The organism is Corallococcus praedator, assembly GCF_003612125.1.
Taxonomy (GTDB): Bacteria; Myxococcota; Myxococcia; order Myxococcales; family Myxococcaceae; genus Corallococcus; species Corallococcus praedator.
Map to the genome: position 1 here is coordinate 21,827 of NZ_RAWI01000027.1, position 23,235 is coordinate 45,061.

General features: G+C 70.2%; 18 protein-coding genes. 10 read left to right on the forward strand and 8 right to left on the reverse strand.

Features of this window, described 5'->3' with window-relative positions; translation table 11 throughout:
• Positions 1-357, reverse strand: coding sequence for a hypothetical protein (locus D7Y13_RS05760; RefSeq protein WP_120532474.1), 357 nt, complete (start codon positions 355-357; stop codon positions 1-3).
• Positions 358-604: 247 nt separating this feature from the next.
• On the opposite strand from D7Y13_RS05760, the gene D7Y13_RS05765 reads away from it, so the two are divergent.
• The 4 genes from D7Y13_RS05765 to D7Y13_RS05780 all read left to right on the forward strand — a co-directional run bounded on the left by D7Y13_RS05765 (position 605) and on the right by D7Y13_RS05780 (position 9,200).
• A complete protein-coding gene (locus D7Y13_RS05765; protein ID WP_120582653.1) occupies positions 605-2,488 on the forward strand; it encodes a methylmalonyl-CoA mutase family protein in 1,884 nt (627 codons plus the stop codon).
• The gene (gene scpA / locus D7Y13_RS05770) at positions 2,488-4,677 is read left to right on the forward strand and encodes a methylmalonyl-CoA mutase (RefSeq protein WP_120582654.1); all 2,190 of its coding nucleotides are present in this window, start codon (positions 2,488-2,490) and stop codon (positions 4,675-4,677) included. Before D7Y13_RS05765 ends, scpA begins: the two co-directional genes overlap by 1 nt.
• Complete coding sequence (meaB, locus tag D7Y13_RS05775; protein WP_120582655.1) at positions 4,674-5,657, forward strand: methylmalonyl Co-A mutase-associated GTPase MeaB; 984 nt, start codon at positions 4,674-4,676, stop codon at positions 5,655-5,657. Before scpA ends, meaB begins: the two co-directional genes overlap by 4 nt.
• A 75-nt stretch (positions 5,658-5,732) precedes the next feature.
• Positions 5,733-9,200: a methylmalonyl-CoA mutase family protein gene (locus D7Y13_RS05780; RefSeq protein WP_120582656.1), complete on the forward strand. Its 3,468-nt coding sequence runs from the start codon at positions 5,733-5,735 to the stop codon at positions 9,198-9,200.
• A gap of 54 nt (positions 9,201-9,254) precedes the next feature.
• Here D7Y13_RS05780 and D7Y13_RS05785 read toward each other — a convergent pair whose 3' ends face one another.
• Both D7Y13_RS05785 and D7Y13_RS05790 read right to left on the reverse strand, forming a co-directional pair.
• Positions 9,255-10,898 (reverse strand): hypothetical protein, encoded by a 1,644-nt coding sequence (locus tag D7Y13_RS05785; RefSeq protein ID WP_147444214.1) that lies wholly within the window; start codon positions 10,896-10,898, stop codon positions 9,255-9,257.
• Between the two features lie 78 nt (positions 10,899-10,976).
• A complete protein-coding gene (locus D7Y13_RS05790; protein WP_120582658.1) occupies positions 10,977-11,717 on the reverse strand; it encodes an SDR family oxidoreductase in 741 nt (246 codons plus the stop codon).
• A gap of 156 nt (positions 11,718-11,873) precedes the next feature.
• Between D7Y13_RS05790 and D7Y13_RS05795 the strand changes: the two genes are divergently transcribed.
• Positions 11,874-12,800: an AraC family transcriptional regulator gene (locus D7Y13_RS05795; protein ID WP_120582659.1), complete on the forward strand. Its 927-nt coding sequence runs from the start codon at positions 11,874-11,876 to the stop codon at positions 12,798-12,800.
• Positions 12,801-12,985: 185 nt separating this feature from the next.
• Complete coding sequence (locus D7Y13_RS05800) at positions 12,986-13,744, forward strand: ferritin-like domain-containing protein (RefSeq protein ID WP_120582660.1); 759 nt, start codon at positions 12,986-12,988, stop codon at positions 13,742-13,744.
• Here D7Y13_RS05800 and D7Y13_RS05805 read toward each other — a convergent pair.
• Both D7Y13_RS05805 and D7Y13_RS05810 read right to left on the reverse strand, forming a co-directional pair.
• Positions 13,734-14,315, reverse strand: coding sequence for a hypothetical protein (locus D7Y13_RS05805; protein WP_120582661.1), 582 nt, complete (start codon positions 14,313-14,315; stop codon positions 13,734-13,736). The two genes, D7Y13_RS05800 and D7Y13_RS05805, sit on opposite strands and share 11 nt — an antisense overlap.
• Positions 14,316-14,347: 32 nt before the next feature.
• Positions 14,348-14,917 (reverse strand): hypothetical protein, encoded by a 570-nt coding sequence (locus D7Y13_RS05810; RefSeq protein ID WP_120532464.1) that lies wholly within the window; start codon positions 14,915-14,917, stop codon positions 14,348-14,350.
• A 283-nt stretch (positions 14,918-15,200) separates the two neighbouring features.
• Between D7Y13_RS05810 and D7Y13_RS05815 the strand changes: the two genes are divergently transcribed.
• Complete coding sequence (locus tag D7Y13_RS05815) at positions 15,201-17,951, forward strand: M16 family metallopeptidase (protein WP_120582662.1); 2,751 nt, start codon at positions 15,201-15,203, stop codon at positions 17,949-17,951.
• Between the two features lie 124 nt (positions 17,952-18,075).
• On the opposite strand, the gene D7Y13_RS05820 is transcribed toward D7Y13_RS05815, so the two are convergent.
• Complete coding sequence (locus D7Y13_RS05820; protein WP_120582663.1) at positions 18,076-18,342, reverse strand: hypothetical protein; 267 nt, start codon at positions 18,340-18,342, stop codon at positions 18,076-18,078.
• Entirely contained in the window at positions 18,339-19,220 is an 882-nt protein-coding gene (locus tag D7Y13_RS05825) for a PAS domain-containing protein (RefSeq protein ID WP_120532461.1), read from the reverse strand. The genes D7Y13_RS05820 and D7Y13_RS05825 overlap by 4 nt, the downstream gene beginning before the upstream one ends.
• Positions 19,221-19,961: 741 nt before the next feature.
• Between D7Y13_RS05825 and D7Y13_RS05835 the strand changes: the two genes are divergently transcribed.
• From D7Y13_RS05835 to D7Y13_RS05845, 3 genes are all read left to right on the forward strand, one after another.
• On the forward strand, positions 19,962-20,978 hold the full coding sequence (locus D7Y13_RS05835) for a hypothetical protein (RefSeq protein ID WP_147444215.1): 1,017 nt from the start codon (positions 19,962-19,964) through the stop codon (positions 20,976-20,978).
• Positions 20,979-21,245: 267 nt separating this feature from the next.
• Positions 21,246-22,004, forward strand: coding sequence for a DUF1338 domain-containing protein (locus tag D7Y13_RS05840; protein WP_120582666.1), 759 nt, complete (start codon positions 21,246-21,248; stop codon positions 22,002-22,004).
• A 400-nt stretch (positions 22,005-22,404) separates the two neighbouring features.
• A complete protein-coding gene (locus D7Y13_RS05845) occupies positions 22,405-22,950 on the forward strand; it encodes a hypothetical protein (protein ID WP_120532458.1) in 546 nt (181 codons plus the stop codon).
• Positions 22,951-23,001: 51 nt separating this feature from the next.
• Here the strand turns inward: D7Y13_RS05845 and D7Y13_RS05850 are convergent.
• The coding region (locus D7Y13_RS05850) for a DUF938 domain-containing protein (protein WP_120630641.1) at positions 23,002-23,235 on the reverse strand (234 nt) is incomplete at its 5' end.

Here is a 23,235-nt window from a genome sequence, read left to right on the forward strand (position 1 = left end):
TCAGGTGCAGGTCTTCGGGTAGCTGGTGTTCGGCAGGCACTGCTTCACCTGCCCGCCGTTGCAGCCGCACCAGTTCGACGTGCACTGCGAATCGCTGTTGCACGCCGTCCAGTTGCCACACTGCTTCGGGTACGTGGAGTTCGGCAGACACACCCGCGCCGTCCCACCATTGCACCCACAGCGGTTGGACGTGCAGTCCGCATCCCCGCTGCACGAGGCCCAGTTCGGCTGGAGCTCGGACTGCACGCTGCCCATCTCCGGCGCCGACGTCACCCCTTCATCCGAAGCCATGTCCATCCCACCGCAAGCCAGCAAGGGAAGGACCACCAACGCAAGGAACAGGCTCTGACGCTTCATGGCATTACCTCCGTGTACGGATTGCGTCCCCGGCACCGGACGTGGCGCCTCGGGACGCTCGATCCCTACCAAAAGCCGTAAATCATCACAAAACCGCTTAATCATTATTAATTGCATTAAATGCGCACACTTGCGGACGTCCCCTCCGGCCGGGTCACGGCCCCATTGCCCCACGGCCCCATTGCGCCTATGGGACGGGGGATGGCGTGGCCCGCCGGATGGCCACTCTCCCCAGCGAGGACGCAGCATGTCGTCAGAGCCTCTCCCCAGCGCCACGGCGTTCCCCCCTCCTTCCGTCGAGGAATGGCGCCGGCTCGTGGACAAGGACCTGAAGGGCAAGCCCTTCACGTCGCTCCAGTCGCCCCTCGAAGGCGGCCTGTCCCTCCAGCCCCTCTACACGGCCCAGGACGCTGGCGCGCCCGCTGAGCCGCCGGGCGTCGCGCCCTATGTGCGAGGAACGCAGCCTTTGGGCCACACCGAGGGTGGCTGGCTGGTGTGCCAGGAGTACGCCGGACCGGACGTGACGCAGACGGCCGAAACCCTCCGCACCGACCTGGAGCGTGGTGGCCAGGGCGTCTGGCTGCTGCTCGACGCGCCGCACGGCGTCGACGTGAAGGACGCGGCGGCCCTGGAGCGCCTGCTGGCGCACGTGCCGTTGGAGCGCACGCCCGTGCACTTCGAGCCGACCACCGACCTGCTTGCCCCCTCCACGTTCCTATTCCAGGTGGCCCAGAAGGCCGGTGTTCCGAAGCAGGCCCTGAAGGGCAGCCTGGGCGTCGATCCCGTGGGCGCCCTGGCGCGGCTGGGCACGGCGAAGGTGGACGTGGCCGCGACCCTGGCGAAGGCCGCCCCCCTGGTGACGTCGCTGCTCAAGGACGCCCCGGGCCTGCGCGCGCTGCTCGTGTCGTCGCGGGCCTGGGCGGACGCGGGCGCCACGTCCGTGCATGAGCTGGCGTGGACCCTCGCCACCGGCGTGGAGTACCTGCGCGAACTGGAGCGCGCGGGGGTGTCACCCGGGGACACGGCGCGCTCGATGCAGTTCGCCCTGTCCGTGGGCGGGCAGTTCTTCCCGGAGATCGCCCGGCTGCGCGCGGCGCGGCTGCTCTGGTCCAAGGTCGTCGCCGCCTCCGGTGGCGCGCCGGAGTCGCAGGCCATGGCGCTGCATGCGCGCACCGCCAGCGCCACCAAGACGCAGCGCGACCCGTGGGTGAACATCCTGCGCGCCACCGCGGAGTCCTTCGCCGCCGTCCTCGCGGGCGCGGACAGCGTGAGCACGTCCCCCTACGACGAACCCCTGGGCACGCCCGACGAACAGGGTCGCCGGCTCGCGCGCAACACGCAGCTCATCCTGCGCGACGAGTCCAGCCTCAACCGCGTCGCGGACCCCGCGGGCGGCAGCTACTACCTGGAGCAGCTCACCGACGACATCGCGCGCGCGGCCTGGGCGGAGTTGCAGCGCATCGAGGCGCTGGGCGGCATCACCCAGGCGCTCGTGCAGGGCGACGTGGCCCGCGTCCTCACCGAGACGCGCGCCGCGCGCGACAAGGCCGTGCGCACCCGCAAGCTGCCCATCGTGGGCGTCAGCGAGTTCCCCCACCTGACCGAGGCCCCCGTGCAGCGCGAGGCCCACGCCGCCGCGCCCGTGCAGGGCGAGGGCGTCGTCGCGCCGCCGCGCCCCTTCCGCTTCTCGGAGCCCTTCGAGTCCCTGCGCGACGCGAGCGACCGCCACCACGCGGCGCACGGCGTCCGGCCCCGCGCCTTCATGGCGAACCTGGGCACGGTGGCGGAGCACACCGCGCGCTCGACGTGGATCTCCAACGTGCTGGCCGTGGGCGGCATCGAAGCGGATGAGCACCGGGGCTTCCCGGACGCGGCCGCTGGCGCTGAGCTGTTCGCGAAGTCGGGCACGTCGCTCGCCGTCATCTCCGGTCCGGACGCGCTCTATCCGGAAGCCGTGCCCGCGCTCGTCGCGGCCTTGAAGGCGAAGGGCGCGCGCACGGTCGCCGTCGCGGGCCGTCCCGGTGAGCACGAGGCCGCCTTCCGCGCGGCCGGTGTCGATCTCTTCCTCTACGCGGGAGCGGACCTGTTCCAGCTCCTGAAGACGCTGCACCAGCAGCTGGGAGTCGCCTGATGCGCCCCACCGTTCCCGACTTCTCCCGCGTCGCGTTCGACGCCCCTGAGACCCAGGCCGCCCCCGCCGTGCGCGACACGCAGCGCGCCCACGCGAGCGAGGCCACGCGCGCCGCCGAGCGCTGGGATACCCCCGAGGGCATCCCCGTCAAGCCGCTCTACACCCGCGAGGACCTGGAGGGCGTGGAGCACCTGGGCTCGCTGCCCGGCCTGCCCCCGTTCGTGCGCGGCCCGTACGCCACCATGTACGTACAGCAGCCGTGGACGGTGCGCCAGTACGCGGGCTTCTCCACCGCGGAGGCGTCCAATGCCTTCTACCGGCGCAACCTGGCGGCCGGACAGAAGGGCCTGTCCATCGCGTTCGACCTGGCCACGCACCGGGGCTACGACAGCGACCATCCTCGCGTCGCGGGCGACGTGGGCATGGCGGGCGTGGCCATCGACTCCATCAAGGACATGCGCATCCTGTTCGACCGCATCCCGCTCGACCAGATGAGCGTGTCGATGACGATGAACGGCGCCGTCCTGCCCGTGCTCGCGCTCTACGTGGTCGCGGCCGAGGAACAGGGCGTGAAGCCCGAGCAGCTCAGCGGGACCATCCAGAACGACATCCTCAAGGAGTTCATGGTCCGCAACACGTACATCTATCCGCCCGGTCCCTCCATGCGGATCATCGGGGACATCTTCAAGTTCACGGCGGAGAAGATGCCGCGCTTCAACAGCATCAGCATCAGCGGCTACCACATGCAGGAGGCCGGCGCGACGCAGGACCTGGAGCTGGGCTACACGCTCGCGGACGGCGTGGAGTACGTGCGCGCGGGCCTCGCGGCCGGCCTGGGCGTGGACGCGTTCGCCCCGCGCCTGTCGTTCTTCTGGGCCATCGGGATGAACTTCTTCATGGAGGTGGCGAAGATGCGCGCCGCCCGCCTCCTCTGGGCCCGCCTCATCAAGGGCTTCAACCCGAAGAGCGACAAGAGCCTGGCGCTGCGCACCCATTGCCAGACGTCCGGCTGGAGCCTCACCGCGCAGGACGTCTACAACAACGTCGTGCGCACCTGCGTGGAGGCCATGGCCGCGACGCAGGGCCACACCCAGAGCCTGCACACCAACTCGCTGGATGAGGCCATCGCGCTGCCCACCGACTTCAGCGCGCGCATCGCCCGCAACACCCAGCTCTACCTCCAGTTGGAGAGCGGCACCACGCGCGTCATCGACCCGTGGGGCGGCAGCTACTACGTGGAGCGCCTCACCCACGAGCTGGCCCAGAAGGCCTGGGGCCACATCCAGGAAGTGGAGGCCCTGGGCGGCATGACCAAGGCCATCGAAGCGGGCCTGCCCAAGCTGCGCATCGAAGAGGCCGCCGCGCGCACCCAGGCGCGGATCGACTCCGGGCGCCAGGCCATCATCGGCGTGAACAAGTACCCGCCGGAGCGCGAGGACCGCATCGAGATCCTCAAGGTGGACAACTCCGCGGTGCGCGAGTCTCAAATCGCCCGGCTGCGCGAGCTGCGCGCCGAACGCAACGCGGAGGAGGTGCGCCGCCGGCTGGACGCGCTCACCGAAGCCGGACGCCGCAACGAGGGCAACCTGCTCGCGCTCGCCATCGACGCGGCGCGGGCGAAGGCCACGGTGGGCGAAATCAGCGACGCGCTCGAGAAGGTCTACGGGCGCTACGAGGCCACCGTGCGCAGCGTGTCCGGGGTGTATTCGGCGGAGGCCGGCGGGGCGCAGGGCATCGCGGAGGCGCGGGCGAAGGCGGACTCCTTCCTGGCGCGCTTCGGCCGCCGGCCGCGCATCCTCATCGCGAAGATGGGCCAGGACGGCCACGACCGCGGGCAGAAGGTCATCGCCACGGCGTTCGCGGACCTGGGCTTCGACGTGGACATCGGGCCGCTGTTCCAGACGCCGGAGGAGTCCGCGAAGCAGGCGGTGGAGAACGACGTGCACGTGGTGGGCGCAAGCTCGCTCGCGGCCGGCCACCTCACGCTGGTGCCCCAGCTCAAGCAAGCGCTGAAGGCGCTGGGCCGCGAGGACATCATGGTGGTGGTGGGCGGCGTCATCCCCGCCCAGGACTACGAGCAGCTCAAGGCCGCGGGCGCCGCCGCCATCTTCGGCCCGGGCACGGTCATCGCGAAGGCGGCCATCGAGCTGCTCGACAAGCTGGCCGCCGCGCTGGAGGAAGAGGCGTGAAGTCGCTGCCCGCGGACACCTACGTGGAAGGCGTGCGGGCGGGAGACCGGGCGGTGCTCGCGCGCGCCATCACCCTGGTGGAGAGCGAGCACCCGCGCCACGCGGCGCTCGCGCAGGAGGTCCTCACGCGGCTGCTGCCCCACACCGGCAGGAGCCGGCGCGTGGGCATCAGCGGCGTGCCGGGCGTGGGCAAGAGCACCTTCATCGACGCGCTGGGCATGCACCTCGTCGGAAGCGGGCACCAGGTCGCGGTGCTCGCCATCGACCCGTCCAGCAGCGTGTCCGGCGGCAGCATCCTGGGCGACAAGACGCGCATGTCGCGGCTGGCACGCGCACCCGCGGCGTACATCCGGCCCAGTCCTTCCAGCGGCACGCTGGGCGGCGTCGCGCGCAAGACGCGGGAGACGCTGCTCCTGTGCGAGGCCGCGGGCTTCGACGTGGTGCTGGTGGAGACGGTGGGCGTGGGCCAGTCCGAGACCGTGGTCGCGGACCTGGTGGACTTCTACCTGGTGCTGATGCTCGCGGGCGCGGGCGACGAGCTGCAGGGCATCAAGCGCGGCATCCTGGAGGTGGCGGACATGGTCGCCATCAACAAGGCGGATGGCGACAACAAGCTCCACGCGGCGCAGGCCCGCGCCCAGTACCGCGCCGCCCTGCACCTGATGCGCCCGGGCGCGGAGCCCGTGGTCACCACCTGCAGCGCCATGGAGGGCACCGGCATCGACACGCTGTGGGACTCCGTGGAGTCCGCCGTCGCCCAACGTGAGGCGTCCGGGGAGCTGGCCCTGAGGCGGACCCGGCAGCAGGTGGGCTGGATGTGGGCCATGGTGCACGACGGCCTGCGAGCGGCCCTGCGAGCGCACCCCGAGGTGTCCGCCCTCATCCCCTCGCTGGAAGAGGACGTACGCGAAGGGCGCGCGACGCCGACCTCGGCCGCACTGCGTGTGCTGGGGGCCTTCCTTCCCCAAACGCAGGCCTGACGAGCCGCGTCGTGCAGGCGGCAGCGCCTGTCTCAATCGCTTGCCGGGCCCGCATCGCACTCCTAGTGTACGCCCGTGCGACACCCCCAACCGACGACCGCTCCCCAGCCCTACAAGCCGCGCCACCACGTCCGCATCGTCACGGCCGCCAGCCTCTTCGACGGACATGACGCGGCCATCAACGTGATGCGCCGCCTCATGCAGTCCTCGGGCGCGGAGATCATCCACCTGGGGCACAACCGCTCCGTGGCGGAGATCGTCGACTGCGCCATCCAGGAGGACGCCCAGGGCATCGCCCTCACGTCCTACCAGGGCGGCCACGTCGAATACTTCAAGTACATGATTGATTTGCTGCGCGAGCGCGGCGCGAACATCAAGGTGTTCGGCGGCGGCGGCGGCACCATCCTCCCCACCGAAATCGAGGAGCTGCACCAGTACGGCGTCACGCGCATCTACTCGCCGGATGACGGCCGGGCCATGGGCCTGCAGGGGATGATCGACGACCTCATCTCCCAGTGCGACTTCGAGGTGCGCCCCGCGGACTTCAAGCCCCTCTTGAAGGAGCCCCTGCCCCGCGAGCCCGCGCGCATCGCGTCGCTCATCACCATCGCGGAGAACTTCGCGGAGGCGGGCGAGGAGCTGCGCACGGCGCTCGCGAACGCCCGGGTGGAGCACCCGCGCGTGCCCGTGCTGGGCATCACCGGCACCGGTGGCGCGGGCAAGTCCAGCCTCGTGGATGAGCTGGTGCGGCGCTTCCTGGCGGACTTCCCGGACAAGACGCTCGCCGTCCTCTCCGTGGATCCGTCCAAGCGCAAGTCCGGCGGCGCGCTCCTGGGCGACCGCATCCGGATGAACGCCATCGACAACCCGCGCGTCTACATGCGCTCCATGGCGACCCGACAGAGCAACCTGGCGCTGTCGCGGCACGTGGCCCACTCCATCGAGGTCTGCAAGGCGGCGGGCTTCGACCTCATCGTGGTGGAGACCTCCGGCATCGGTCAGTCGGACACGGAGATCACCGAGCACTCGGACGTGGCGCTCTACGTCATGACGGCCGAGTACGGCGCGGCGACGCAGCTCGAGAAGATCGACATGCTCGACTTCGCGGACGTCATCGCCATCAACAAGTTCGACAAGCGCGGCTCGCTGGATGCGCTGCGAGACGTGCGCAAGCAGTGGCGGCGCAACCACAACGCCTTCACGCTGCCCGAGGACGCGGTGCCCGTGCACGGCACCATCGCCTCGCAGTTCAACGACCCGGGCATGAACACGCTCTACCGGGCCATCATCGACGCGCTGGTGAAGAAGACGGGCGCGTCGCTGCCGTCGGGCTTCGCGCTCACCCCCGGCATGAGCGAGAAGAAGTGGATCATCCCCCCGGAGCGCACCCGCTACCTTGCGGAGATCGTCGAGGCCTGTGAGTCCTATGACGGCTTCGTGCGCGCCCAGGCCGCCATCGCCCGGCGCATGTACCAGCTCCACGGCACCATCCAGGCCCTGCGCACCAACGTGGGCAAGAAGCGCCTGGAGATCGTCGAGCCCAAGGACGCCTCCGACGTGGTGCAGGTGACGGAGCGCGTGGAGGGAGAGCCCGCGTACCTGGGCGACCTGGTCGCGCTGTACCAGGACCTGGAGAGCCGCCTGCACGCGGACTGCCGGCGCCTTTTGGCCGAGTGGCCGGCGACGAAGAAGCGCTACGCCGCGTCCAAGTACCAGTTCCAGGTGCGCGACAAGGTCATCGAGCTGGACCTCATCTCCGAGTCCCTCTCCCACCTGCGCATCCCCAAGATTTCCCTTCCCCGGTATGAAGACTGGGGCGACATCCTGACGTGGCTGCTGCGGGAGAACGCGCCGGGCGCCTTCCCGTTCACCGCGGGCGTCTTCCCGCTCAAGCGCGAGGGTGAGGACCCGGCGCGCATGTTCGCGGGCGAGGGCGGCCCGGAGCGGACCAACAAGCGCTTCCACTACGTGTCGCGCGGCCTGCCGGCGAAGCGCCTGTCCACGGCGTTCGACTCGGTGACGCTGTACGGCGAGGACCCGGACCACCGGCCGGACATCTACGGCAAGGTGGGCAACTCCGGCGTGTCCATCGCCAACGTGGACGACGCGAAGAAGCTCTACTCCGGCTTCGACCTGGCGGACCCGTCCACCTCCGTGTCGATGACCATCAACGGCCCGGCGCCCATGCTGCTGGGCTTCTTCCTCAACGCCGCCGTGGATCAGCAGTGCGAGAAGTGGATCCGCGCGCAGGGCAAGGTGGAGGAGGTCGAGAAGCGCATCGAGGAGCTCTACAAGGCGCGCGGCGTGCCGCGTCCGCGCTACCAGGGCGAGCTGCCCCAGGGCAACGACGGGCTGGGCCTGCTGCTCTTGGGCGTGTCCGGCGACGAGGTGCTGCCCCCGGAGGTCTACGCGAAGATCCGCGCGCAGACGCTCCAGGCGGTGCGTGGCACGGTGCAGGCGGACATCCTCAAGGAGGACCAGGCGCAGAACACCTGCATCTTCTCCACGGAGTTCGCGCTCCGGGTGATGGGCGACATCCAGCAGTACTTCATCGACCAGAAGGTGCGGAACTTCTACTCGGTGTCGATCTCCGGCTACCACATCGCGGAGGCCGGGGCGAACCCCATCTCCCAGCTCGCGTTCACGCTGGCGAACGGCTTCACCTTCGTCGAGTACTACCTGTCGCGCGGGATGCACATCGACGACTTCGCGCCCAACCTGTCGTTCTTCTTCTCCAACGGCATGGACCCCGAATACGCGGTGCTGGGGCGCGTGGCCCGCCGCATCTGGGCCAAGGCCATCCGGGACAAGTACGGCGGCAATGACCGCTCGCAGAAGCTGAAGTATCACATCCAGACGTCCGGCCGGTCCCTGCACGCGCAGGAGATTGCCTTCAACGACATCCGCACCACGCTGCAGGCGTTGCTGGCGCTCAACGACAACTGCAACTCCTTGCATACCAACGCGTATGACGAGGCCATCACCACGCCCACGGAGGAGAGCGTGCGGCGGGCGCTGGCCATCCAGCTGGTCATCAACAAGGAGTTCGGCCTGTCGAAGAACGAGAACCCCAACCAGGGCTCGTTCATCATCGAGGAGCTGACGGACATGGTGGAGGCGGCGGTGCTGGCGGAGTTCCGCGCCATCTCCGAGCGCGGCGGCGTGCTGGGCGCGATGGAGCGCATGTACCAGCGCTCCAAGATTCAGGAAGAGTCGCTGTACTACGAGATGCAGAAGCACGACGGGACGCTGCCCATCATCGGCGTGAACACCTTCCTGGATCCGAAGGGCTCTCCCACCGTGACGCCGCCGGAGGTCATCCGCGCGACGAAGGAGGAGAAGGACTACGCCATCACCGCCCGCGACGCCTTCTGGAAGCGCAATGAGAAGACGTCCGCGCAAGCGCTGGAGGCGGTGCGCCGCGCGGCGCTGGACAACGGCAACGTGTTCGGCGCGCTGATGGACGCGTGCAAGGTGTGCACGCTGGGCCAGCTGTCCCGCGCGCTGTACGAAGTGGGCGGGCAGTACCGGCGCAACATGTAGTGCGCCGCGACGTCGCGGTCCCGGCCATGTGCCCGGGACCGCGATGGGATGGCCTCAGGGGCCCAGGTCCTCGAACTGGCAGGCGTAGTCGCCCAGGACCGCTTTGGACTCCGCCATCAGGTCGACGGAGTAGGTTCCGGTCTGGAGCTGCGTGTAGGTCTGGGTCCACCGCGAGTCCACGTGCTCGCGGGGCACCTCCAGCCGGTTGTCCTGGGCGTCACGCACGACCGCGTAGAGCTGCACCTGCCCCGGCGTCTCCTTCCAGTCGCAGCCGAACCGGTAGCGCCGCCCCGCGATCGCCTGGAAGGAGAAGAAGTCGTGGTCGTAGGCGTCGGGGATGTGGCCCGTGATGGCCTGCACCGGCCCCGTGAGCGGCGTCGCCGTGGCCAGGGTGTCTCCGTGGTCGTCCTCGCCCAGGTCCTCGAACTGGAGGGCGTAGTTCTGCTGCACCCACCGCGGCACCAGGAACGCGTTGAGGTTGATGCTCACGTAGTGCGTGGACTGGGAGGCCTTGAAGGTCGTGGTCGTGCGCTCGGAGGTCGAACGGGTGAAGGCTCCACCCGGGACGGCATCCAGGATCTCGCAGGACATCAGGCCGTCTTCGGTGCACGACGCCCGGTAGTGGTGCTGGGGCACGACGCGCAGGGAGAAGACGTCCCGGTCCATGAAGGTCTCCATCTTCCCCTGGACGGACGCCGTGCCGGCCGGAAGCGCGGTCGCGGTCTCCATCGTGTCTCCGTGGTCCTCGGCCCCCAGGTCATTCAGCAGACAACTGTAGGGAGCCAGCGTCGCGGGGTACGTGATGTCATTGATGGAGGCATAGAACAGCCCGCCCGGTGACTTGAAGGCGATGCTGCCCTCCCGGATCTCCTCGAAGAAGATGTCGTACGCGGCGATCGCATACTCCTGGTCCCTCCGGTTGACGAAGGCCATCTCCCAGTACGGCGTCGGGAAGGTACAGGTGAGGGCATAGACCCGGTCCGCCACGGTCTGGAACGAGAGCAGGTCCCGCTCGTAGTAGTGCTCATTGATGCCCGTCAGGGGCTGCGCCGAGGGCACCCAGGGGGCCGCGAAGGCGAACAGGTCCGCCTGGTCATCCGGCCCCGTGTCCACGAAGCGGAAGGCGAAGGGCCGGCGGGCGTCCTCGTAGAACGCGGAGATCTCCAGCGTGTAGACGGCGTTCGCCGCGAAGCCCGACCAATGCCAGGTGTAGGGCATCCAGCTCGGCACCCCGTCCCTCATGACACCGTAATCGAGCGACACACCCGCCGCGTCCCGCAGATTCAGGACATAGCCCTCCGTCTCGACCTCCACGATGAAGTCATAGTGCCGCCCGGCCTGGGCGACGAAGGCGAACCGGAGCGGAACCTCCATGCTCCCCCAGGGGACGGAATGGACCTCCGTCTCCGAGGGCGTCACCAGCGTGTAGCCGTCCGGGATTTCAGGTGCCGGGCACGGCGGGGCGCTACCGTCCTCGCACCGACACACCGGCAGCCCGTCCTGGATGGAGCACGTCCCCTCGGAACAGGAGAAGCCATCGCAGGTGGGCTCCGGTTCCGCGACGGTTCCGGCGTCAAGGCCCGCGTCCACGACAGCCCCCGCGTCAGGGCGAGGGTCGGGGGCCGAATCACAGGCGCCCAGGCTGAACAGACAGGCACAGAGAAAAAAGGCAGACAGCAGGTGCTTCGTCACAGGCATGAAAAGGGCCTCCCCCTCGGAGGACGCGCACCCTATCCGAAGCCTGACTGTCTGCCCATCCCCCGCTCCGTTTGACTTTCAGTACGGGCTCGACGTGGGGCGGATGATGATCTCACTCACATCCACGTCCGCGGGCTGGGCGATGGCGTAGGCGATGGACCGGGCCACGGCCTCCGCCGGAATCGCGCCCTTCCTGAACTCACGCATCACCTCGCGGGCGTTCGGGTCGGAGATGCTCTCCGCCAGCTCCGACGTCGTGACGCCCGGGGAGATCACCGTCACGCGGATGTCCGCGCCCACCTCCTGGCGCAGGCCCTCCGAAATCGCCAGCACCGCGAACTTCGTGGCGCAGTAGACGGCCGCCGTCGGGCTCACCGTGTGCCCCCCGATGGACGACACGTTGATGAACTGGCCCGCCTTCTGGCGCTTCATCACCGGCAGGCCCGCCGCGATGCCATGCAGCACGCCCCGGATGTTCACGTCGATCATCCGGTCCCACTCCTCCACCTTCAGCATCTCCAGGAGCGACAGCGGCATCACGCCCGCGTTGTTGATGAGCACGTCCAGCCGCCCGAACTCCTTCAGCGTGAAGTCCACGAAGCCCTGCACGTCCTCGCGCTTCGTCACGTCCAGCGCGCGCACCCGCGCCTCGCCGCCCTTCGCCTTCAGCTCGGAGGCCAGCGCCTCCAGCCGGTCCACGCGCCGCGCCCCCAGCACCACCTTCGCGCCCTGCTGGGCGAGCAGGCGGGCCGCCGCCTCGCCAATGCCGCTGCTCGCTCCGGTGATGGCCACCACCTTGCCCTGGATGTTCGTCGTCATGTGCCTGTCCTCTCGTGATTGGCCGGCGCGTGAAGTCCGCCGGGAACATGCACACCCTCTCAAGACGGGCCCGGGAGGCGGTATCCGGATGCTCCCGGACTCTTGCCCATTCCTGCACGGGCGCCCCGCTTCGTTCGGGATTAAGACAGGCATCGCATGACGACCGCCCGTCCCGCCCCTGCCCTGAACCCGCACCTGTCCGCGCTCGCGACGCTGCTGAAGCGCCACGCGCCCACGGACGGCATCCACGCGACGGCCATTCCCCGGCTGGTCCTCATCCGCGCCTCGGAGCCCACCACGCCCCTGCACGCGCTGCATGCGCCGGCGCTCTGCATCGTGGCGCAGGGCCGCAAGCAGGTGCTGCTGGCGGACGAATCGTATGTCTATGGCCCGGACCAGTGCCTGGTCGCGTCGGTGGACCTGCCCGTCACGGGACAGGTGGTCGAGGCCTCCTCCGCCACACCGTACCTCTGCTTCCGGCTGGACCTGGAACCCGGCCAGCTGGGCGACCTGATGATGGAGGCGCAACTGGAGACACCCGCGTCCCGGGGGATGGTCCGGGGACTGGCGCTGGGCCCGGTGGGCGCGCCGCTGCTGGACGCGACGGCGCGGCTCGTGCGACTGCTGGACACGCCGCGAGACATCCCCGTGCTGGCGCCGCTCGTCATCCGTGAAATCCTCTACCGCCTGCTATCGGGTGAGAACTCCGAACGGCTGCGGAGGATTGCCCTGGCCGACAGCCGCCTGGAGTCCGTCACCCGCGCCATCCACTGGCTCAAGGCGCACTACACCGCGCCCCTGCGCATCGAGCGGCTGGCGCGCACCGTCCACATGAGCCCGTCCGCGCTGCACCACCACTTCAAATCCGTCACGGCGATGAGCCCGCTGCAATACCAGAAGCAGCTGCGGCTCCAGGAGGCCCGCCGGCTGATGCTGGCGCAGGCCATGGACGCGGCGATGGCCGGACACTCCGTGGGCTATGAGAGCCCGTCCCAGTTCAGTCGCGAATACAGCCGGCTGTTCGGGGCCCCACCTTCCCGCGACATCGCGCGGCTGCGGGAGTCGCTGGCCACCACGCCCTGACGCGAAGCCTCGGCCCTCGGGGACGGCCTGTCCGTCCTCGCAATGACAGTCATGGCCCAGGCCCGCCGTGCCAGCCGTCCCAGGGTCCCATGGACACCCTGCCCGCCCGTCCACAGCTTGAGCCCTCTTCCCGTCCCCGGATGCAGGCCACCGCGCAGGGAGGAGTGCCCGGGAGGAGGGCTGACATGTCGTCGGATGAAGACGTGAGGCAGGGTTTGATGCGCACGGCCATGCTGCTCGATGCGCAGGAGCTGGAGCACCTGGCCCACGGGGCCGTGCGAGACACGGTCCTGCCTCCGGCGAAGAGCGCCGTGCAGGCCCTGCGGATCCACCTCTCGCGGCTGGCCGGGGACCCGGACGTGCTGCCGCCCCCGCGCGCATTCCGGGAGAAGGTGGGCCACGCCCTCCAGGCCTTGAAGGGGACCGCGCCCGCGCTCTTCATCGACAAGCTGTGTGAGCGCCTCGCCTTCGAGCGGACCAGCTCCCGGCTCTACGCGAGCCTCCTCCTCAAGACCCACACCCTGGGCACCTTCGCCGGGGGCCCCACGCCCGAGCGGCTCCTGGAGCTGCACAACCAGGAGCTGGAGCACCTGGGCATGGTGCGCGAGGGCCTGCTGCGCTTCGGGGCCCATCCCTCGCTGCGGACGCCCTCCGGGGACGTCGCGAGCGCGCAGTCCCGGGGGCTCATCCAGGCCGTCGACGCCCCGGGGGCCACGCTGATGGACGCCCTGCGCGCGACGCTCGTGTCGGAGCTCATCAACAACGCGGGCTGGGCGCTGCTCGTCGACCTGGCCTCGGAGCTGGGACCGCCCGACCTGGAGCTGGCCTTCCGCGACGTGCTGCACGTGGAATCACACCACCTGGCGGAGGTCACCGTCTGGGTCGCGAACGGGACGTACACGGACGCGCCCTCCACCAACGACCCCTACCCCGTCAGCCTCTAGCCAGGGGACGCCGCTGGGCGACCTTCGCGCGGACGGCCTCGATGAAGGCCGGCTTGTCCGCGCTCGTGCGCACGCCCTCGAAGTCCAGGCCCAGGTTCTCCGCGATGGCCCGCAGGTATTCCAGACAGGGCTCGTCGCCGGAGCGCTTGCCTTCCGCGAACACCGGATGACAGGTGGGGCAGTAGTTGACCGCCCAGACGCGCTCGCCCGGCGGAATCTCCAGGGAGACAGGGCTGCCGTCGCTCACGCCCTCTTCATAGGGCTCGATGCACCAGACGCCGGTCTCGTCGCCGGAGCCCATGAGCAGCTCGCGGTAGTTGAGGCTGGGGACGAACTCCCAGTCTCCCCAGTCATAGCCATACGGCCGCGTCTCGGTGCGCCGGGCGCGGCCCCGGGCCTGCTCGAAGTCGCCGGTGTCCTCGGGGGCGTCCTCTTCGGCGAAGAAGAACAGGTCCAGGATGGCCTGGTCGTCGCCCATCCCCTCCTCCTCGCACTCCTCGCCCGTCTTCTCCCCGCACGTGTACGACGTGGGGGGGCCGCAGACACTGCACCGGTAGTCATGGACGCCCATGCCCGGATGCTAGCAGTCCCCTCCGGCACGGGTCAGTCGTCGTCGTAGTCCCCGTCGCCGTCGCCCCCGCCGACCAGCACCAGCTCCGGGACATCGAAGGTACAGGTCAGCTCGCCCCCGTCCGCGTAGCGATAGACGAAGTGGCCTTCCGCGTGGTCCAGCGCCACCCGGTCCAGCGTCACCGAGCCCTCCACCGGAACCCCGGGCACGGCGAGATAGCCCATCAGCGTGCCCCCCATGTTGCCCCCCCACCGGGCCACCAGCGACCGGTCCTCGGGCTCCAGCCGGTCCTCCTTCGCAAACAGCTTCACGGTCTTCGCCTCGCCCTCCTCGACCGAGGCGCCGCGCACCAGTTGGATGTCCACCCCGAACTCCTGGAGGCCCTCGACGCGGTCCGGCGTGTAGCTCAGGTCGATCAACGTGCTCGGCGTCCCGTCCTCCAGGAAGTCGATGCGCGTCAGGACAGCGTTGCTGGAGATGGGCCAGTTCACGCTCTGGCCCAGATGGGTGCCCTTGCATTCACCTTCTGGCTGGGGGTCGCAGGCGGAGAGCAGCAGGGCACAGGCAAACAGTGGAAGGACGGGGCGCGACGATTGGGTCATGCCCCCATCCTAGACGGAGGGTCGCGGACTTCCGCCAGCACCCCTGGAACTGGGGGCTCCAGGCAATTCCTGTCATCCCTCCTGGTACGGGGGGTGAGGTGACGGAGGGGAAGTCGGGGTGCTATGAGTCCCGGCGCTGTCTGCCGTTACCGGCCCCGCCTGCCTGTTCCCGTCAGGCTTTGTGTCTCCCCGGCCGTCCCGACACCACCTTTCAATCCGCCTGGGGGAGGCGCGGGGCCGTGCGCCCTTCGTGGGCTCCCTCCGGCATGCCGCCTGGAGCCGTATGTCCCCGTTTCGTTCCATCCGCTGGTCGCGTCTTGCCGCGGGTGTCCTTGCCTCCCTGTCCCTGACGCTGGGCGGGTGCGCCACGCTTCCGGCCCGTGGGCAGGTCGTCATGCGCGACGTGTCCTTCCCCCTGCGGGACTTCCGCATGGCGTCGGGGTTGCGCGTGGTGGTGGAGCACGACGCGCGCTCGCCCGTGGTGGCGGTGGTCGCGGTGGTGGGCGCGGGCGGCTCCAGCGATCCAGGCGGCCGGGAGGGACTGGCGCACCTGGTGGAGCACCTGGCCTTCCGCTCGCACCCAGCCGGGACCCCTTCGGCGATGGCGCGGCTGGAGGCCGCTGGCGCGGGCCACTCCAATGCCTCCACCAGCCTGGACTTCACCGCCTACGAAACGCTGGCCCCCAAGGAGGCGCTGGCCACGCTGGTGAAGCTGGAGGGGCAGCGGCTTTCGGCGCCCATCGCCGGCATCAGCCCGGAGGTGTTCGCGGTGGAGCGCGAGGTGGTGCGCAACGAGCTTCGCCAGCGCAACGAGACGGGCTACGTGGGCCAGGTGTTCAGCTGGCTGCACGCGGCGTCCTACCCCGCGGGGGACCCGTACTCGCGGCCGGTGGTGGGCTCGCATGAGTCGCTGAGCGCCCTCACCCTGGCGGACGCGCAGCGCTTCGCGCGCACGCACTACCGCCCGGAGAACGTCACCCTGGTCATCGCCGGGGACGTGGACCTGGCGGAGGTGGAGTCCATCCTCGCGCAGAACCTGCCGCCCGCGTGGGTGGGCACCGGCGCCCCCCTGGCTCCGGACACGCGCCTGCCCGCGAACCCCATCGCGCCCGTCGCCGTGCCGGTCCCGAAGAAGATGCCGGTGTACGAGGCCGCCGTGCCGACGCCGGAGCTGTACCTGTCGTGGGTGCTGCCCCGCGGCTTCGACGAGGCCAGCGCCGTGCACGACTTCGTGGGCGTCAGCCTGGACAGCGGCCTGTGGGAGTCCATGCGCAGTGACGGCGACATCGCGGGGATCAGCACCGGGCTCGTGTCCGGGACCCGCGCGTCGCTGCTCATCGTGCGCGTGCAGTTGACCCATGGCGAGCACCCGGAGCGCACGGCGGAGAAGGTGCTGGACCAGGTGCACAAGACCTGGAACCAGGAGATCAACGCCGGTGGCGTGCTGGGGCAGGAGTTCAACTTCCAGTCCCTGCGCCGTCAGGTGGTGACGAGCATGGCGCTGGAGTCGGAGCGCCTGCTGGCGCGCACGAAGCGCCGCGCGCTGCTCACCCACTTCACGCTCGACGTGCGCTCCTACACGCGCTCGCAGATGGCGTTGATGGGGCTGGGCGGCGGCAAGGTGACGGACTTCGCCTACGAGTGGCTCCAGCGCGGCCGGGCTCACGCCATCTTCGTGAAGCCGGGAGAGAGTGGCGTTCCCAAGACGGTGGGGCCGCTGGCGAAGGTTGCCGGGGAAGAGGCCGCCCCGGAGACGGGCCACCGCGTCACCCCGTCCATGCTCACGGCCACCTCCGGCCCCGTGCAGGTGCTGAAGCTGGACAACGGCATGGAGGTGCTGCTCGCGCCCCGGCCGGGCCTGCCGGTGGTGCGGGTGGGCGCCGCGATGGGCGGCGGGACGGCGCATGGCGAGAAGCCGGGCGTGGGAGACCTGGCCACCTGGGGCGCCTTCCGCGAGACCTACTTCGAGGGCCACCTGAGCGACTGGGGTCTGCATGGTGGCTCCCAGGCCGCGATGGACCACGTGCGCGTGGACGTGGCCGGCACGGCGGGCAACGTGGGCAACATGCTGGCGATGCTCACCGAGCAGCTCGCCACCACCCGTACCTCGGAGGACACCGTGCGCTTCATGCGCGAGCAGGTGCTGCCGTGGCGCGAAGCGGTGGACACGCGCCCGGAGGTGGTGGCGCACCGGGAGCTGATGCACGCGCTCTACGGCGTCCATCCCTACGGCGGCGAGGCGACCGGCGCCCAGATGGGACAGGTGTCCTGGTCCGAGGCGCAGTCCTGGCTGGAGGACGTCTACCGCCCCGGCAACACGGTGGTGGTGGTGGCGGGTGAGTTCGACGTGAAGGAGGTCGAACCCCTGGTGCGCAAGTACCTGGGCGACTGGAGCCGGGGCAAGCCCCAGCCCGTGGGGGTGCCGCCGGCGCCGGCGCTGCCCGCCGCGTCCCCGCGCGTGAGCACGCTCTTCACCGCCCGCCCCGGGGCCACGCAGGGTCAGGTCCAGATGGCCTGCCGGTTGCCCACGGCGACGCCGGAGCTGGAGGCGGAGTACGCGCTGATGGCGGAGCTGCTGGAGGTGAGGGCGTACCAGGAGACGCGTGCCGGGACGGGGGCGTCCTACGGCTTCGGGGCCAGGCCCTTCATCGCCCGGGGCGGCGCGGCGCACCTGCTGGTGGCGGGCATGCTGGACGCACAGCGCATGGAGGAGGGCATCGGCGCCCTGCGCTCGACGCTGGCGGGGTTCGCGAAGGACGTGTCGGCCGCGGACCTGGAGCAGGCCCGGTCGCGGCTGCTCGCGCAGCAGGCGGTGTCCTTCATCACCACGAATGAGTGGGTGGACGCGCTCCTCACCGCGCGCGTGCGCGGCTTCCCGGTGGAAGCGGTGGCCCAGCGTCCCGCGCACCTCCAGGCGGTGACGGCGGACCGGCTGAAGCAGGCGTTCGACGGGTGCCTCCAGCGCCTCGTGGTGAGCGTCACGGGAGATGAGGCCCAGAGCCGCGCCGCGCTCCAGGCGGTGTCGGTGCCGTAGACCCTCCAAAACCTCGCGAAGGCCCGACGTTCCGGCCCGAGCGAGTGGGAAGAGACGATGGGGCCGGGTCTCACGACGCGGCCCCGTCACCCCTGCGTGAAGGGTCGCGGCGCCTTCGATTGCGTCAGCGGGAGCCCTGCCGGGAGCCGCTGCCGCCGCTCGCGCCGTGCATCACGGCGTGCACGCTGAGCAGGCCTCCCACGGCGCCCGCGAAGCCGCCGGTGGTGATGAGGGCCTGCGCGAAGCGATGCAGTTCCTCCGCGCTGGAGATGTGGGAGAGGCCCGTGGCGCGCAGGGCCTCCTCGAGGACGAGCGGCCCCCGGGCGGGGCCCAGCACGGAGTTCAGCTTCGCGACCGCGATGCCATGCCAGTCCTTGGAGGGGGCATTCATCGCGAGGCGGACTTCGCTTCGAGTTCCGCCGCGCGCTGTTCGGCGGCGAGCTTCTCCGCGCGCAGGCGGACCAGCGTGGCTTCGGTTTCCCGCGCCTGCTTGCCCACTTCCAGCAGGAGCGCCTCGGTGCGCTCGCGGGCCTCGCGCTGCTCGTGGATGTTCGTGTTGGTGCCCAGCCACTGGAGGATGTGGCCGTTCGCGTCCCGTTCGGGCACCGCGCGCGCCAGGTACCAGGCGTACTGGCCATTGGCCAGCTTGAGGCGGAACTCGACCTCGTAGCCTTCACCCGTGCGGAGCGCGGTCGTCCAGCGCTCGATGGCCAGGGGGCGGTCCTCCGGGTGCAGGACGTTGAGCCATCCCTCGGAGAGGAGGGTGTCCAGCGGTACGCCGAACTCGATGACGGCCCGGGAGCTCACGTAGTCCAGCAGGCCGTCCGGCTTCGCCGTCCACACCTGCACCGGGATGGTCTCCGCCAGGAAGCGGTAGCGCGCCTCGCTGGTGCGCAGGGCCTCCGCCGCCCGCCGCTCCACCGTCAGGTCGCGGACCTCGATGAGGGTGCCCACCACGGCGTCCGCTTCCCGCAGCGGGCTCACGGTGAAGGCGACGGGATGGAGCTGGCCGTCCTTGTGGACGAAGACGTCCTCGCCCCGCTCGCGCGTCTGCTTCACCAGGGCCCGGGCGAGGGCGCTGTCCTCGCTGGAGGAGCGCCCTTCCGGGGACGGTGGGCGCACCAGGTCAGACAGTGACAGGCCGCGCGCGATGACCTCCGCGAGCGTGCGGCCCGTGAGGGCTTCCGCCGCCGCGTTCATATAGGTGCAGCGCAGCCGCGCATCCGTCATGAACAGCGCGAGTTCGACACTCTCCGCGAGGGTGCGCACGACTGCGTTCACCTCCGGCGGGGCCAGGGAGGCAATGGAAGGACTCGGGCGGGGCGGAGTGGGGGGCACTCGGTCGACTCACTTCGAACAGCAGGGGGGTGACTCACTGTATGCGGATGGCCGCGAAACACCACCGCCGCCTCCAGGCGGAAGAATGTCCGGGGCCGTAGGAACGACCCGGCCCGACGCATGCGTCCGTATGAGGAGCATGCGAGCCACGAGCCTCCGTCGAATCCGAATCCTGTTGGGCGCGCTGGTGGGGCTTGCGGCTTCCGCCTGCCAGGAAACCGAGGACCTCCCGGCCCCGTGTGACGGTGCGCCCGGACAGGGACTCCTCCGGGCATTCGAGCACTGCACGCCGTCATCGCGCGTGGAGCCACGCGCGAACTTCGGAGGACTCAAGGTGCGCAAGGTCTCCGGACGCACCCTGGTGCTGGAGACGGCCCGGGACGTGGAAGGTCGCGCGAGCCGCCGGCTCATGGTGCGGGACGCAGGCGGCGCGGTGCTCTGGCACCTCGATGAAGCGGCCGGGGAACACTTCAGCGACTTCACCGTGCACCCATCCGGAGAGGCCACGCTGGGCGTCGAGCGCACCGACGCTGCGAGCGGTGCGTTCGACCTCGTGCGCCTGTCGGCCGAAGGGCGGGTGCTGTCACGCCAGCCGCTGCCCACGCCCGCGACGGTGCCGCCATCCGACCTGGATGGCACCCTGCTCCCCTCCCCCTTCCGCATGAGGTCGCTGTGGGTGGACGCACTCACCACGGCTGGCTGCGCACGGAGGCGCGCGGCGAGGACGTGGCCGTGGCCTTCCTGTCGCGGGTGGCCGTCGAGGAAGGCGCCGCCGACACGCAGCAACTGGCGTCGGGGGTGATGACGCTCCAGTGGGCGGACGGGCACTACCAGGAGCAGTGGACGCGCGTCGTCGACGGGCGCCACTCCACGCAACCGGCGGCCTGGGCCTACGACGAGTTCCGCTGGCGTGAGGCCACGCTGCGACCGCTGCTCGCGGTGGACGGCGATGGACGGCTGGTGGTGGGCCGCACGTGGAACACGTCCCGCTGTCTGGCCGCGAGCCGCACGTTCAACGAGTTCACGAGCCTGCACTGCAAGACGGGCGACGACGTCACCTCCACCGTGGACACCGAGCGCCAGCCCTTCGCCGTGACGACCTTCACCCCGGCGGGTGCCCGCACGGGAACGCACGTCTTCGTCCCTGCCCACGCGGCGGAGTTCGTCGTCTTCGACATGGCGGTGCGCGAGGGAGAGCTGGCGCTCGCCGGCACGGTGGTGACGGAAGGAGCGGACGGCACGGTGGGGTACTACCCGGCCACGCCGGAAGCCCCGGCCCTGATGACGCCGTATGACGGCTATCTGGGCGTGCTGTCGCTCGACACGGGCGCCCTGCGCTTCGAGCACCGGGTGGACACGGGCCGCGCGGATCACTTCTCCGCGCTGCGCTGGACGGACGCGGGGCTGCTCGCGGTGGGCGGCTCCGGTTGGGACCGGTGGTACGGCGGCATGAGCATCTCCCGCGGCGCGGGGGCGCTGCTCACATTGGCCTCTTCCGATGGACAGACGGTGCGCACGCAGCACGCGGGCCCCGAAGGACAGGACCGTCACTTCCACCTGCTGGGCGTGGACGCGGACGGGGACTCGCTGGTGGCCGTGGGGCTCGCGGAGGCGCCGATGACGCACTCGGGAGACGGCGGGAACACGGCGGCCATGACCTTCGGTGGGCTCACCGTGGAGCTGCGCTGAAGCACGACGGAAGACAGGCGACCCTCAAAAACAGATGGGCCGCCACCACCTCCTGCCCCATCAGCTCCTGCGCATGCGGTGCCGCGTCCAGCTCAGCGCCACAGGCCAACAGCAGGCCCGCCATCAGGGCCAACAGACCCTTCGTCATCCCGGTCATGAGCCTTGTCCTTGTGTTCCAGTCTTCCGCCCAAAGCGGGCCTGTGTTTGTTAATACGGGAGGAGGATGGCACTCAAAACCCGGCGCGCCTTCGGCCTACACTGCCGCGCATGACGACCTCCGCCTCCGACGCCTCGCGGCTGCTGGACCTGCTGTGGGAGCGCTATGCCTCCGAAGTCCCCTTCGCGCGCACCTTCGTGGCGCTGTCGGGGGGACGCTTCCGCAACGACCACGTCGCGTTCCGCACGCTCGCGCGGCCCGGGGGTGGCATCGCCCTGTTCTCGCGGGTGTTCGAGCGGTTCGGCTGGCGTCCGGCGGGGACGTACACCTTCCCGGATGCGCACCTGTCCGCCATCTATCTGGCCCACCCGGACGGGCTGCCGCGCGTCTTCCTCTCGGAGCTGAAGTCGGAGGAGCTGTCGCCTCGGGCCCGCGAGCTGCTCGCCGCGCTCCCGGTGGATCCACCGCCTCCGGAGGACGTGGAGTCGCTCGCGGCGTGGTTCTCACCGCCGTCGCCGCCGGAGGAGGCCGCGCTGCTGGAGCTTGAGAAGGAGACGCAGTACGGCGCGTGGCTGCTCGCGTTCGGCCGCAAGGTGAACCACTTCACCGGGGCGGTGGACGACGTGGAGGCATGGCAGCGGCGCATGCGCGAGGCGGGGGTGCCCATGAAGACAGACATCGAGGGCGCACCCGGCACGTCGCTTCGCCAGACGGCCACGCACGCGTCCCCCCTGCCCCTCCAGCTCCGGGGCGGTGGCACGCGCACGTGGCCCTATGCGTACTTTGAAATCGCCCAGCGCACGGGGGGCTTCGACGGCTTCCTGGGCCCGCAGGCCCGCGCGCTGTTCGACATGACGAAGCGGAGCTGAGGCTCGCGGCCCGGGAGAGATTCGGGGGAGGGGTGGTTCCCCCGGACCGCGAGGCCTTGTGAAAGCCAGTGGCGACCGCCGCCGCGCTCGCAGCGGTCGGGCAGGCTCACAGTGCCCGTCCGCGGTGGTGCGCGTGAGCGTGCCGCCCGTGGGCCAGGGGCACACGTCGCGCGAAGGCCGGACGTATGACTCCACGAATGGCAACTACGAGAAGCACGGGGTGGTGCTCCAGCTCGAAGCCGTGTGGTGAGCCCCACCGCCTGTCCGCTGCGTGATGGAGGCCTCTCCCCGTGGGGCGGGGCCTTCAGGCGCGTCCCTGGCGACACCTGCTTGCGCGGGTGGAAGCCGCGTCCCCACCTTGCGCACGAAGAACTCACGACAGAGGAGGCTCACCGTGCCCATGTCCAGACTTTCGCTGGCCCTCGCCGCATCCGCGGCGTTGTGCTTCTCCGCAGGCTGTTCCAAGCAGGGGATGCACAAGTCCGAATCGAAGCAGGCGACGTCCTCGTCAAAGGACCCCAACTGCCCCATGTCGGTGCCGGGCGCCCAGGTCAGCACGCAGGAAACGTCGGACGGCGTGGCGCTCATCTTCACCACGTCGGATCCATCCCAGGTGACGGACCTCCAGATGCGAGGCCGGAAGATGATGGTCGCGCAAGCCCAGCACGCGCAGTCGGAGACGCCGATGGACATGGCGCAGGCGGAAGACCTGGGCGTCAGCTCGACGGAGGAGATGGACGGTGTGGATGACACCGGCACCGGTGGCGGTGGTTCCAAGGGCTCGGCCGGAGCCCCCACGGTTCCGTCGCGCGCGATGGTGCAGGACACCGCGAACGGCCTCACCGTCACCTACTCCGCCGACGACGGGATGCAGAAGCGCGAGCTCATCGACCAGGTCAACGAGACGGCCCGTCAGATGAAGGGCGGCCACTGCCCCGGCATGTAGCCACGCGCAGGTCGCCGGGACGGCGGGGAGCTGCCGTCCCGGTGGGAAGCCCTACCGGACGAACACGACCGTGAGGTTGTTGCTCGGCATCTCCACCACGCGCTCCCGCGTGAGCCCGTGCCGCAGCGCCTCGGCGGTGACCGCGCCCAGTTCGCGCACGCCCCAGGCCGCGTCACGGGCCTTGAGCGAGGCGTCGAAGGCGAGGTTGCTCGGCGCGGTCTGCGTCCCCTCCACGAAGTAGGGCCCGTACAACACGAGCCGTCCCCCCGGACGCAGCACCCGCCC

Bases quoted from the DNA above. Each gene is read 5' to 3' on its own strand.
- D7Y13_RS05760 (WP_120532474.1), bottom strand. From the start codon at position 357: ATGAAGCGTCAGAGCCTGTTCCTTGCGTTGGTGGTCCTTCCCTTGCTG.
- D7Y13_RS05815 (WP_120582662.1), top strand. From the start codon at position 15,201: ATGTCCCCGTTTCGTTCCATCCGCTGGTCGCGTCTTGCCGCGGGTGTC.
- D7Y13_RS05840 (WP_120582666.1), top strand. From the start codon at position 21,246: ATGACGACCTCCGCCTCCGACGCCTCGCGGCTGCTGGACCTGCTGTGG.
- D7Y13_RS05800 (WP_120582660.1), top strand. From the start codon at position 12,986: ATGTCGTCGGATGAAGACGTGAGGCAGGGTTTGATGCGCACGGCCATG.
- scpA (WP_120582654.1), top strand. From the start codon at position 2,488: ATGCGCCCCACCGTTCCCGACTTCTCCCGCGTCGCGTTCGACGCCCCT.
- D7Y13_RS05805 (WP_120582661.1), bottom strand. From the start codon at position 14,315: ATGGGCGTCCATGACTACCGGTGCAGTGTCTGCGGCCCCCCCACGTCG.
- D7Y13_RS05795 (WP_120582659.1), top strand. From the start codon at position 11,874: ATGACGACCGCCCGTCCCGCCCCTGCCCTGAACCCGCACCTGTCCGCG.
- D7Y13_RS05790 (WP_120582658.1), bottom strand. From the start codon at position 11,717: ATGACGACGAACATCCAGGGCAAGGTGGTGGCCATCACCGGAGCGAGC.
- D7Y13_RS05810 (WP_120532464.1), bottom strand. From the start codon at position 14,917: ATGACCCAATCGTCGCGCCCCGTCCTTCCACTGTTTGCCTGTGCCCTG.
- D7Y13_RS05820 (WP_120582663.1), bottom strand. From the start codon at position 18,342: ATGAATGCCCCCTCCAAGGACTGGCATGGCATCGCGGTCGCGAAGCTG.
- D7Y13_RS05845 (WP_120532458.1), top strand. From the start codon at position 22,405: ATGTCCAGACTTTCGCTGGCCCTCGCCGCATCCGCGGCGTTGTGCTTC.
- D7Y13_RS05785 (WP_147444214.1), bottom strand. From the start codon at position 10,898: ATGCCTGTGACGAAGCACCTGCTGTCTGCCTTTTTTCTCTGTGCCTGT.
- D7Y13_RS05765 (WP_120582653.1), top strand. From the start codon at position 605: ATGTCGTCAGAGCCTCTCCCCAGCGCCACGGCGTTCCCCCCTCCTTCC.